The sequence below is a fragment of the Nostoc piscinale CENA21 genome, assembly GCF_001298445.1.
Lineage (GTDB): Bacteria > Cyanobacteriota > Cyanobacteriia > Cyanobacteriales > Nostocaceae > Nostoc_B > Nostoc_B piscinale_A.
In genome coordinates, this window is record NZ_CP012036.1 from 97,993 (window position 1) to 110,242 (window position 12,250).

Annotated in this window: 9 protein-coding genes and 1 pseudogene; 2 read left to right on the forward strand and 8 right to left on the reverse strand. The window is 42.4% G+C overall.

Going from position 1 to position 12,250, the window contains the following annotated elements; all coding sequences use genetic code 11:
- Positions 1–157 precede the first annotated feature (157 nt).
- A pseudogene (gene fni, locus ACX27_RS00435) lies at positions 158–1,208 on the reverse strand (type 2 isopentenyl-diphosphate Delta-isomerase).
- A 267-nt stretch (positions 1,209–1,475) separates the two neighbouring features.
- On the opposite strand from fni, the gene ACX27_RS00440 reads away from it, so the two are divergent.
- Complete coding sequence (locus tag ACX27_RS00440) at positions 1,476–2,564, forward strand: HEAT repeat domain-containing protein (RefSeq protein ID WP_062287040.1); 1,089 nt, start codon at positions 1,476–1,478, stop codon at positions 2,562–2,564.
- A 114-nt stretch (positions 2,565–2,678) separates the two neighbouring features.
- Here ACX27_RS00440 and ACX27_RS00445 read toward each other — a convergent pair whose 3' ends face one another.
- From ACX27_RS00445 to ACX27_RS00475, 7 genes are all read right to left on the reverse strand, one after another.
- A complete protein-coding gene (locus tag ACX27_RS00445; protein ID WP_083468882.1) occupies positions 2,679–3,278 on the reverse strand; it encodes an HMA2 domain-containing protein in 600 nt (199 codons plus the stop codon).
- A 200-nt stretch (positions 3,279–3,478) separates the two neighbouring features.
- Entirely contained in the window at positions 3,479–3,784 is a 306-nt protein-coding gene (locus ACX27_RS00450) for a DUF5132 domain-containing protein (RefSeq protein WP_062287044.1), read from the reverse strand.
- Between the two features lie 70 nt (positions 3,785–3,854).
- Positions 3,855–6,200 (reverse strand): heavy metal translocating P-type ATPase, encoded by a 2,346-nt coding sequence (locus ACX27_RS00455; protein ID WP_144427376.1) that lies wholly within the window; start codon positions 6,198–6,200, stop codon positions 3,855–3,857.
- Positions 6,201–6,392: 192 nt separating this feature from the next.
- The gene (locus ACX27_RS00460) at positions 6,393–7,223 is read right to left on the reverse strand and encodes an HMA2 domain-containing protein (RefSeq protein WP_062287046.1); all 831 of its coding nucleotides are present in this window, start codon (positions 7,221–7,223) and stop codon (positions 6,393–6,395) included.
- 32 nt (positions 7,224–7,255) lie between these two features.
- Positions 7,256–8,395: an HMA2 domain-containing protein gene (locus ACX27_RS00465; RefSeq protein WP_062287048.1), complete on the reverse strand. Its 1,140-nt coding sequence runs from the start codon at positions 8,393–8,395 to the stop codon at positions 7,256–7,258.
- Positions 8,396–8,491: 96 nt separating this feature from the next.
- The gene (gene def, locus ACX27_RS00470; protein WP_062287050.1) at positions 8,492–9,025 is read right to left on the reverse strand and encodes a peptide deformylase; all 534 of its coding nucleotides are present in this window, start codon (positions 9,023–9,025) and stop codon (positions 8,492–8,494) included.
- A gap of 172 nt (positions 9,026–9,197) precedes the next feature.
- A complete protein-coding gene (locus ACX27_RS00475) occupies positions 9,198–10,436 on the reverse strand; it encodes an HhoA/HhoB/HtrA family serine endopeptidase (protein WP_062287051.1) in 1,239 nt (412 codons plus the stop codon).
- Positions 10,437–10,603: 167 nt separating this feature from the next.
- Between ACX27_RS00475 and dnaA the strand changes: the two genes are divergently transcribed.
- The gene (gene dnaA, locus ACX27_RS00480; RefSeq protein WP_062287053.1) at positions 10,604–11,992 is read left to right on the forward strand and encodes a chromosomal replication initiator protein DnaA; all 1,389 of its coding nucleotides are present in this window, start codon (positions 10,604–10,606) and stop codon (positions 11,990–11,992) included.
- Positions 11,993–12,250 lie beyond the last annotated feature (258 nt).

Genomic DNA, 12,250 nt, shown 5'->3' on the forward strand with positions numbered 1-12,250 from the left:
TTTTATTTAGATTTTAGATTGTCTCTCCAGAAAACTCTGGAGACTTTTAGCGTTCAGGAATTATTTGACTGATAGTGAGTGATTTACTACAACAGCTAAACTCTTTTAGGAATTGGGCTGCGTATTAAATCCTACCTCTGAGTCTTAACTCCTGACTTTATTGTATGCGTTGTAAACTGCCCGAATGTTTTAACTGTTGTAAGTTAGTATTCCCAGTACAAAATAGTACTGTGACAATTTCGGCCATTAAAACTTCCACTAACTCTGAAATTGCTGCTTCTGAAATTACCGCCGCTTGCAAAAAAGGCATCGCTAAACCTGCGATATCTGCACCTAATGCGATCGCTTTGGCAACATCTAAGCCGTGACGTAAGCCACCAGAGGCAATTAAGGGAATATCCGGTGCGATCGCACGTACACTTGTAATACATTCTGCTGTTGGTATGCCCCAATCTGCAAATGTTCTACCTAACCTGCGTTGCAAGTCATTTTCTGCACGTTCACCCTCTACTTTTGCCCAAGAAGTACCACCTGCACCAGCAACATCAATTGCCCTCACCCCAGCCGCCATCAGTTTTTCTGCCATTGCACCGGAAATACCATTACCGACTTCTTTCGCAATTACCGGTACATTTAACTTACTACATAAGTTAGCGATTTTGTCAAATAAGCCGCGAAAATTCACATCCCCTCTAGGCTGAATGCACTCTTGCAGAGGATTAATATGCAGAATCAACGCATCCGCTTCTAGCATATCGATGATTCGCAGACATTCATCTAAACCATACTTGTAGTTCAGTTGCACAGCACCCACATTGGCAAACAACAAAACATCCGGTGCATATTTCCGCATTGCAAAAGTATCAACCACCTGGGGTTTTTCTACAGCTACCCGTTGAGAACCGACACCCATCGCCAACTTATAGTGTTGACAGACTTCCGCTAAACGTCGGTTAATGATTCCCGCTTCCTCAGTTCCCCCAGTCATCGAAGAAATAAGTAATGGTGCTACTAGGTACTTGCCTAAAAAAATTTGTGCTGATATCAATATCGTTGCGATCAATTTCTGGTAAACAACAATGGCTAAAACGATAATTTTCCAATCCATTGGTGATTTCACGGCACTGAACGTCTTCTTCCAAACAGATACGGATATGATCTGCCTTACGCGACTGAGTTGGTTCAAAATTGCTAGTAGGGGCTTTCACTGGTAGATATGACTCAAAGCAGTTGTCATCACTATTCTATGGCTTAGACAAAAAGGTTAGAGCAGATGATAGGTGACAGGTTACAGGTGAATTTCCCTCCATTACAACTAGAGAAGAGTGTATGGCTTCTGTACACCCTCACACCCATAAACCCCTGAACCCTTAAACCATTACACCCATTCACCACAGCTAAACTTTGTAAGTAAGTCCTAAATGTATTTGTCCATCAAGATTTTGAATGGTAATATAAGACACTGAGGAGACAAAATGGCATTAGTGTATACAGAAGTACATTTTATGGCAAAACACATTAATTTCAACTTCTGGGCTAGAGTTCCTAACTGGTTGTTTGCACATCGCATAGCCGTAAGTGTGTTGACTTTTGTATCACCTTTAATTATCAGTAGTACAATTTATCAAACTTTGGCACAGACTCCCAGTAGTGAGAGAGTCGATCAGTTAATCCAAGGTTTGAGCAACGAAGATTTATTAGAACAACTGAATAATGTTACGACTTTAGGCAACGTCAACGATAGAGAGTTTAGCAGTGAAACATTGGATAAACTCAAGCTGGCGTTAGCTAACCCTGATTGGCGAGTACGCAGTGGAGCAGCTTTAGTGTTGTCTCAAAAAGGTGGTTTATTAGTTAAAGATGCTCTACCAACCTTAGTCAAAACTCTACAAGACCCAAATTGGTTTGTCCGTAGTAGTGCAGCTAGAGCCATTGGTAATATTGTTGCTGAAGATACTGGTGATTCTAATGGCGCAAATACGGTGATTGAAGCTGCTAAGTTTTCCAGTTATCTGGTTGATGCACTGCAAGATTCTGACTTTTCGGTGCGTTTTAGTGCAGCGACATCTTTAGTGAAGTTAAACACTAAATCTGCTTTTATCGTATCTCGCTTAATTTCCAATCTCAGCAATACGAATGATCCTCAAACTCGCCTTGTGACTGCGGAAAACTTAAATACCATCAGTACCGAAGTTACTCCCATTCTTCCAAATCTTGGGAAAGCCTTAAAACACGGCGAACCATCTGTACGAGCATTAGCTTTGGAGACTATTGGTAGTATCAGTACAGATACTAGTGCAACTTTGCCTTATTTAATCCAAGGTCTGCAAGATCCAGATTGGACAGTGCGTAGCAAAGCCGCTAGAGCCGTTGTGAGAATAGTTACAAATCTTCAAGAAAAATCCAGGGCGAATTTTTTCACGGCATCTGACTTGAATGCCATAGATGAATTGCAAACAGTTCAGCAAATTTTACAAAACCCACAAAACCATTTTTATAATAACGAAAAAGCCAGCGTGAGTTTAGCTATTAATGCTCTGCAAGCAGCACGCAGGAATAGATAATATCCATATCCACGTTTAGCAAATAGCCCTCAGACTGAAGTCTGGGGCTGTACAAACTAAACCAGCCTGCGCGGGTTTTAAGATAGTTTGTGTAGGCAGTCACTCTATTTATTTTTACTGTTTGTCAGACGCATTAATGAGTTCTGGTTTTTTAACTCCATGCAGTTTGATGAAACTATCAAAGGCGTACCATGCCAAAACATACCAAGGGATAATTTCTAGTTGTAAACCTTTAACTAGCAACTGTCTCACCGATAAACATCCTAGTGCTAAAGGAAAGATAAAGCGTAAATCAACTACGCCATTTGTGGATTTTTCGACTTTTTCGTTTAAGTCAAAAACCGCATTAGCAACTGTAGCTGCTACTTCGGAGTGGCTTTCGCTACCAGTAGTTACATCGGCGAAAATTATGCCAATATCTTTGAGTGCAGATACTACATTTTGCCAGCTTTCATCATTGCGATCGTGATGAATTACAATACTGCCATTTTGGATATTAGTATTTACCTGACTGATGTTGGGTTGAGCATTCAACATCTTGACAATGCGTTGTATTTCCCCAATGTGCCGATGAGACGAGGCAATTCTTAAGCGTAGTCTGCCTGGGGTATCGCTGATGATTTTTGTAGAGATAGGCTGGGATGGCGTGTTCAAGGTGGCTGCCTCCACAACTTTAGGCATCATAGTGAGATTACCATGATTATTTGTAAACACATCCACCCTCCTGATTAATACTTTGAATGCTTTCCTGTTTGATTGGTGAAATTTCATTGCCTCAGATCCCCGACTTCTTTAAGAAGTCGGGGATATTTTAATTTACGAACGATTGAAAACTGCCATATCTAATGAATAGGAGAGTTTGAAGTATTGAGTCGGCAACTTGATTCTTCATCCTTTCCAAAACACAGCCTAGCTTATGCACCATTATCAGCTGCACTGTCCACTGGGGTAGCCGCAGCTTCAAATAATGGTGTTTCTCTGTCTTCCGCGAGTTCGGCTTTGGCTTCAGCTACGATGTCTTCCCAAGTTTCGCCTAGTTCTGCAAATGCACCTTTGCTTTTTTCGTAAGCGACAATTCCGCCTTTGATGATTCTTTTAGCAATGGGTTTACCAATGCCGGCAACAACAGGAATGAGGACTGGTGCAAGTAGAACTGCACCGATACCAGCTATAATTCCAGGAGCGCCAGCATCTTCAACAAAATCAGTGATTTTCGGCATAGTTAGTATCTCCAGTTAAATTGAAAAATTGTTAGAAAGCTATCTAGCTTAATCTACCCAAGGTCTGGTCTCATCTTGCTGATGGTAGAGCTTTCTTTGGGGAATTTTTAAGAATTGGACGCAAGCCGTTAACGCCTGCAACGATTGTTGAACCATTGTTAACTACCGTTGCACCTAGCGGGTTTAGCCCAAATAGCACAGCGATCGCCATTGCTGCAATATTAGGAATAGCAACAATACTTGTATTTTGGCGAATTAACTTTTTGGCGTTGCGTGCCAGAGCGATCGCTTCTAAAATTCCATGTAAGTCGTTTTCCATCAGCACTACGTCTGCTGTTTCACGGGCAATTTCGGAACCGTGAGCAAAGGATACAGAAACATCGGCGAATGCTAAAGCTGGGGAGTCGTTAATTCCATCTCCCACAAAGGCAACTGTTTTGCCTTGTTCGTGCAGTTCACGGACAACGGCGGCTTTTTGTTCGGGGAATGCTTCTGCGTGGGTATTGGCTGGGGCAATTCCGAGTTCTGCCGCTACAGCTTTGGCTGTGCGTTGGTTGTCGCCGGTGAGCATGTGAACCTCTACACCTTCGACGCTCAACAGGTGGTTAATTACTTCTCGTGTTTCTGGACGCAGAATATCACTATATCTTATTCTACCGAGAAGTTGCCCATGACTGGCGACGTAAATTACAGAATTTACTCGGTTGTTATCATTGAGAGCTTCCATGTTTACGCCTTGTTGACGCAAGAAGCGTTCGCTACCAACATAAACAGCCTCGCCATAAATCTCTGCTTCCACACCTAAACCAAGTTTGTAATTCCATTTGCTGCGGCTAGGAATCACAACTTTTTGGGCTTCAGCATAGCGAATTACTGCCTCCGCAACTGGATGTGTTAAGCGTTGTTCGGCGGCGGCGGCTATAGCTAAAACTCTATCGCTATCAACTTCAGGATTGAAACTATCAACACCAATAACGGCGACTTCACCCTTAGTTAAAGTACCAGTCTTATCAAAGACGATGGTATCAACTTCTGCCAGTTGTTCTAAGGCACGACCACTACGGATGAGAATACCGTGACGGGCGGCATAAGTCAAAGCTGCCAAGACTGTTGTCGGCACAGAGACTCTGATCCCCGTGGCAAAATCTAGGGTGAGGACGCTGGCGGCTCTGGCGGCGTTGCGGGTAATGGCAAATACTCCTGCACCTAATAATAAGGTGGGTAGCACTGCTTTTTCCGCAATCTTGATGGCGCAGTTTTCCATCCGCGTGTCATGGACGGGGGCTTCTTCCATGAGTTTGATGCTTTGTCCGGCGCGGGTATCGTTACCTACCCGTTCTGCCAAGATATAGATACTACCTTCCCGCACCAATGTGGACGCAAATACAGGTTGTCCTTGTGTCTTTAAGACTGGGACTGATTCGCCAGTGAGTTTCTGCTCATCTAGTAAGGCTTTACCCCGCAGAATACTTCCATCTACAGGGACTTGTTCACCAGGATAGACAATTACCGTGTCACCACTCTTGACTTCTTTGATGGAGATTTGTACCTTTTCACCACCACGTTCTACCCAGACAAATTGCCCTAAAGAGTTGAGCAAGTCTAATGTCTGCATTTTAGAAGAACGGGCAGTGCGATCGCGGATATTTTCGCCAATTTCAATTAAACTCAGCATCAAAGCAGGTGTCAGAAATTGACCTTGGACTGTGGTAATCACAATTGCCAAGAAGTCCAGTACATCAATTGTCAGTTTTCGCTGCATCACAATTCCAACGATGGCTCTTTGGAACACTGGCAATGTTGCTAAAGCAATGGTTCCAGCTACCATCACTGGAGGTACAGATAGCCCCAACGGCCCACCCAATACTGCTAAACCAGTGGCTACTACCGAAAGTTGCAAGCCTGGCCAAGCGCCTTCTTCAGCATTCTCTTTTGGCTTTGCATCAATAGGCTTTTTCTGATCCAACAGCACAACGTTAGCATCATTAGCTGTCATAATCAGACAACTCAGACGCGATCGCATTTTGGCATCGCTGACTTGACTAGCTTCGTAAGTAACAACTAACGAGGCCGCCGCAGGTTTAATTCTGACGCTGGTAATGAGGGGATCAACTTCCAACAATGTTTGTAGACGTTGTATGTATGCGGTGTTATCACGCAATTGCGGGATACGCAACCGCATTCTTCCAGGAACTGTATGGACAACGCTATAAACAACTTTGGAGACTGGCTGATGAGTGCGTCTATTAAAGTTAGCAAGAGTTGCCTTGCCATTACTCTTGTGAATCGGCTGGGCTAAAACCATCGGACTGACGGTTTCGTAAGCTTTCGCACCCAAAGGCACCTCTTCTTTAACTTCAGTTTCCGAAGATTTTTGAACTGCGGGCGATACTAGTTGTGCTGTCAATGGTGTCATTCCTGATCTCGCTAAAATGATGAAAAACTGGATTTATAAGATAGTTGGCTCTCATACCAAATTTTGGATTTTAGATTTAAGTCTAAATTAATCGACCATTCCAACCAAGTTGGTAGTTATATTTGAGAGCGAATTTTTCTCTCCAATCACTGAAGACTGGTGAGTTACTACAAAAAATTTGCCGAGATGTTGTTAAATTCTGCTGGTTGGATTGGCGGCGATACCTGCCGTTGCTTCGTTGGCAGATTGAATCAAACAAATTAAATATGTTTTGGCTGCTTCTTCCACACTGTGCGATCGCTCTTGAGAGTCTCGCAGTTTTCCAGTTTGATAAGTAATCACCACTGAGGCTGCATTTTTATTGATGCGCTCACTTGTCACCACTGGATCTGCTTTGAGCAAGTTCTCTAAGCGTTGCACATATTGGCGATCGCGGGATATTTGCGGTATATGAAACCTAATTCGTCCAGGTATGGCGTGAACGATGCTATAGGCTACTTGAGTGCTGAGTTTTGAGTGCTGAGTGCTGAGTGCTGAGTGCTGAGTCACCGAAGTTTGCTCAACGGGGGTTATCTCCGCACGCAATTTCTCGCTGGGTGCTGAGTGCTGAGTAGTTTGTTCTTCCTCTGCACCCCTACACCCTTGCACCTCTGTACACCTGCACCCCTGTTCCTCTAATCGAACAGTATCAGCAGTCTGCAATAAACTTGCTAAATTTGAGCGCATTTCAAAATCAGACATCATCCCGGTTTTATAGGTAATGACGACTGATCCCGCTTCTCGATTAACTTGCTGATTAATCACCCATTCTTGCTCTTTGATTAACGCTTGCAGGCGTTGCAAATATTGGGGATCATCATTAATTTTTGGTACACAAAATGCGACTTTGCCGGGGAGTGCCGCAGTAATACAATAAGCTACTTTGGCAGATGGCTGATGGGCGATATGGTTTGGTTTGGCTGCTATTTTCCAGGGGCTATGCCCAGGAGGCTGCGAGGCCGATGAGGATACAGAACCCTCCATTTTCATCCTCCTGTGTTCCTTCACGGAACGATCTACAACGGAAAGTTCGCCATATAGGCTAAAGAAAAAGACATAGCTGCGGGCTTCATCTCAGCCCAAATACTCGATATGTTTAGATTGTTACTTTCTGCTGATGTTTTTGTTGTATCTGCCGATACAACAATCTGAGTATTTTGTTCTTCAGGCTGTTGTGGTTCTGCGATTTGAACACTAGGTGCGACAGGATGAGTCTGCAAAGCCAATTCCATTAGTTTTACCCAATGGCTGAGAGCAACTTCACCTGGATGATATGCGATCGCAATTGAGGCTGCATCACAATTCATCCGCACGTTAGTTACATAAGCATCGGTTTTCAATAACCTTTCCAGTCTTCTAGCATAAGCTTGATCCTGGGTAATGCGGCTAACATGAAACCTAATTCTGCCCGGAATGTGATGAACCACAGTGTAGGCAATCTTGGCTGACAGTTTTATGTCTTGCCTAACTTGTTCAGCAATAGGTTTAGTTGCTGCTTGTGTCAATTTCGGTTGTTTGGTTGTGTTATTTGGTTTTACAAATTGGCTTTTGCTATCTGACTTAGCAATTTGCGGTTCTAGATAGTCGATTACCCGACGTGTGGCATCTGCGGTAATCATATAGACTGGGATCGATGCAAATCCACTAATCCCTAGACCCCCTGTAACTGCTAAACCAGTCATCAGAGGAATAAAGGAAATAGTTTGCTCCATCCAAAAGTCTGGAGATTTCCACACTGCAAAGGGATCTTTGCTGTTCATCGATTGAGGCGAATTTGGGGAAGGGTAAATATTCAGTTTTTCTAGTATTCCCAACATCTGAGGTAATGTCAAATCATTTTCGTCAAAGTTAACGACTAAACTCCCTAATTGCTCGTTTGTCGTAACTTCAGCGACTCCTTTGTACTGTTGTAAATGTTGGGATACTAATTCTAAGCTTGTGTTTAAACTGCCGTCAGTAGCGCGGATACGAATGCGACCGTGGGTTGCATGGACGATTTCTAGGCAACTAGTTGGTAAATGCGTCTCTAACTTTGCACTTGCCAAACTAGTATGTCTATTCACTTGTAATTGATCACTGTGACGCTGAGTAGAGATTAAGTCAGGAGACAAAGCTTCTTTCGGACTTAATCCGCGACTACTGAGAGTTTTTGTCATTTACTCGATAGTTGCACCAAGGCTCAAAGGTTAACAATAGGTTAAATATAACTCATAAATTCCGTATGTGAACTCATCCTCAAGATTTATTTTAGATTAAGTAATGTTAATTACCCGTTTTTGGTATTCTTGCTCAGTGATGATATCGTGAGTACTTTCAACACGATCTATAAATACAATTCCATCTAAATGATCGTACTCATGCTGAAAAATCCGCGCTACAAAGTCAGTTAATTCTTGTTTTTGTAATTGTCCGTAGCGGTCATAATATTCAACTGCGATAGCTTGATATCTTGGTACTAATCCTCTAATACCGGGGATACATAAACAACCTTCCCAACCCTTAACAATTTCTGTTGAATGTGACACTATCTTAGGGTTGATCATGGCTGTGGGTTCCATTGTGGGAGCATTGGTATACCTGGGATTGGGACGAGAGGCGACAATAAATAAACGCTGTTTTTCGGCAACTTGCGGTGCAGCAATTCCCACACCATTTGCTTGCGAAACCGTAACAATTAAATCATCAATTAATTTTTGAATTTTCTCATCATGAATGTTATCAACCCAAGCCGCTGTTTGCCGAATTACTGGGTCGCCTAACTGCACAATTGGTAATAAGTCAGCCATATCAAAAACTCCATTTGGGATTAGCAGATAATTAATAAAAAGAGTGCCTAATTAAATAAAAATTGACAATTGAAAATTGTCAATTTTTGCAAACATAAAATTTACTAATAAATAGTATGTAAGTTTTTTAACCCAAAATATTAAGTCATGAACTTCACACCTCACACTTCAATTAGTTTTCGCGTTGCACAGGTAAAGCTGCGGGACGAACGGTGAGTTGTGTAATTTGTCCGTTGCGCTCTATTTGTACCGATAAAGGATTACCGATTTGACTTTTCTCTAGAATTCTTTGTACTTCCTCTGGTTTAGTGACAGATTGGTTGTTGATTTGCTGAATCACATCTCCGGGTCTGAGTCCCGCCAACGCCGCCGGAGAACGAGGCACAATCCGCACTAACAACACACCTTTATCTGTCGTCAGAGTAATGCGATCGCCAAATCGCTCGTTTATCCTTTCTTTAATTTCTGGTGTGAGTGCCACCATCTGCACACCCAAATAAGGATGATCAACTCGACCTTTCGTAATTAATTCTTGAGCTATTTTCTGCACTGTGTTGATCGGAATGGCAAATCCCAAACCTTGAGCGCCACGCAAAATTGCTGTGTTCATCCCAATTACTTGACCGCGTGCATTCAGCAACGGGCCGCCAGAATTCCCTGGATTAATCGCTGCGTCTGTTTGCAGATAGTCAACTCGCTTATCACTAGCACCAATATCACTGCTAGACCGTTCTGTTGCACTAATAATCCCTGATGTCACAGTATTGTTTAACCCCAAAGGATTACCAATGGCAATTACCGCTTCCCCTGGTTGTAAAACTTCTGAATTACCTAACGATACGGTTGGCAAGTTATTAGCATCTATTTTAATCACAGCAACATCGGTAACAGGGTCTTCTCCCAATACTTGACCATCAAAAGTCCTGCCATCTTTGAGTATTACTGTTACTTTATCTGCACCGTCAACTACATGAGAATTAGTTAAAATTTGCCCAGAGGAGCTAATGATAAATCCCGAACCACTACCCCGTTCAACTCGCTGTCTGGGTTGGACATCCCGAAAATACCGCCGAAAGAAGGGATCATTAAATTCGTCGGGAACACGCGATGTAATTGTTCTAGCGGAGTCAATTCGCACAACTGCACCGCCAACATTTTTCACCACGCCGACAACAAAATTAGGATCACCAGATGAAATGGGTGAAAGTGCGATCGCTGATTCAGAATTAGATGTTTTGTTATCAACAGTTCCAGGTTGATTGACAGAATTTTCAAAGGTTTTACCTGGTAGAAGGCCACAGCCCCCCAAGGACACCACTGCTACCCCACTGAGCAGCATTAACTTGACATTGTTAGCCATTTTGCTCAATAGCCAATCCCAGCTATCAATATTATGCACTGTTGTGTTCATGTGTCTTTGCTTCTCCGTATTGGTCAGTGGGTGATAGGATATTGCCTACTGGGTAGTCCCAAAATGATTAGAACTCAAAGTTTAGCTTAGGTCTAGAGTATCTAGATGCTAAATTGGTGCTTGCTCATATCTTCTATTCTGGCGATTAGCAGCAAAGGTGATATGTGATGGAAATTTCTCTTGACAGTCTGTGGTCTCAGGTGCTAGAGCGCCTACAGCTAGAATTATCCCGTCCAACCTTTGAAACTTGGATTAAAACTGCCCAAGCGGAACGGTTAGAGAATAATTGTTTAGTGATTATTACGCCAAATCCCTTTGCTCGCAATTGGTTACAAAAGTATTACATCAATACTATTGCCAATGTTGTGCAGAGTATTTTGGGTTATCCGGTAGACATTTACATTACCGTCGCCCAAGGGGATGAAGTTTCGCCTATAGAACCACGAGAAACTATCCAGGAATTTGCTAGTGCTAATTTCATGTCTGAAAGCCTGACACAAAAAACTCAAACTAACGCCGATTTAAATTCCAAATATGTGTTTTCGCGGTTTGTCGTGGGCGCAAATAACCGCATGGCACACGCAGCATCCCTAGCCGTTGCTGAATCTCCAGGTAGAGAGTTTAATCCGTTGTTTTTGTGTGGTGGTGTTGGTTTAGGCAAAACTCACCTGATGCAAGCGATCGGGCATTATCGCTGGGAGATTTGCCCAAATTCTAAAATATTTTACGTTTCTTGTGAGCAGTTTACCAATGACTTGATTACGGCTATCCGCAAAGATAGTATGCAGAGTTTCCGAGAACACTATCGGGCGGCTGATGTGCTGTTAGTGGATGATATTCAGTTTATTGAAGGTAAAGAATATACCCAAGAAGAATTTTTTCATACTTTTAATACATTACATGAAGCAGGTAAGCAAGTCGTCATTGCATCTGACCGTCCACCAAACCAAATTCCCCAACTCCAAGAGAGGTTATCTTCACGGTTTTCTATGGGGTTAATAGCTGATATTCAACCGCCTGATTTAGAAACACGAATGGCGATTTTGCAAAAAAAGGCGGAGTATGAAAATATCCGTTTGCCCAGAGATGTGATTGAGTATATAGCAACTAACTACAAATCAAATATTCGGGAATTGGAAGGAGCATTGATTCGGGCTTTGGCTTATATTTCGATTTGGGGTTTGCCGATGACAGTAGAAAATATTACCCCAGTTTTAGAAACGCCAAGCGAGAAAGTAGCTGCGACTCCAGAAGCTATTTTAAACGCGGTGGCGGCGAATTTTGATGTGTCAATTGAAGACCTCAAAGGTAACTCACGACGGCGGGAAATTAGCTGGGCTAGGCAAATCGGGATGTATTTAATGCGTCAACACACTGATTTGAGTTTACCGAGAATTGGGGAAGAGTTTGGTGGCAAAGATCATACAACCGTGTTATATAGTTGTGAGAAAATCACTCAACTCAAAGAAAGCGATCGCAACTTAGAAAACACACTTCGTCAACTGAGCGATCAGATTAATATGAGTAGTCGTTCGCAAAAATCATCAAGGAATTAATCTGGAGTTTTCCACAGCCTGCGAACTAATTACTGATCGAAATGGTTAAGTAACAAATTCCAAATATTAAGTTAAGTATAAAAAACGATTAAAATTAAATCTCTCTGTGGAAAAATAATTCTTTTCTGTGGAAAAAACCCAACAATTCTGTGGAAAACTCTATCCAGTATAATTACCTTGTGGAAAAACCCTAAAAGTTTTCCACAAGTTTTCCACAGGTATTGACACTGTTTATTTGAGAGGTTAGAGACTAGAGAA

Coding starts and splice junctions, on each gene's coding strand:
- ACX27_RS00465 (WP_062287048.1), bottom strand. CDS start 8,395: ATGACAAAAACTCTCAGTAGTCGCGGATTAAGTCCGAAAGAAGCTTTG.
- ACX27_RS00440 (WP_062287040.1), top strand. CDS start 1,476: ATGGCATTAGTGTATACAGAAGTACATTTTATGGCAAAACACATTAAT.
- dnaA (WP_062287053.1), top strand. CDS start 10,604: ATGGAAATTTCTCTTGACAGTCTGTGGTCTCAGGTGCTAGAGCGCCTA.
- ACX27_RS00450 (WP_062287044.1), bottom strand. CDS start 3,784: ATGCCGAAAATCACTGATTTTGTTGAAGATGCTGGCGCTCCTGGAATT.
- def (WP_062287050.1), bottom strand. CDS start 9,025: ATGGCTGACTTATTACCAATTGTGCAGTTAGGCGACCCAGTAATTCGG.
- ACX27_RS00455 (WP_144427376.1), bottom strand. CDS start 6,200: ATGACACCATTGACAGCACAACTAGTATCGCCCGCAGTTCAAAAATCT.
- ACX27_RS00460 (WP_062287046.1), bottom strand. CDS start 7,223: ATGGAGGGTTCTGTATCCTCATCGGCCTCGCAGCCTCCTGGGCATAGC.
- ACX27_RS00475 (WP_062287051.1), bottom strand. CDS start 10,436: ATGAACACAACAGTGCATAATATTGATAGCTGGGATTGGCTATTGAGC.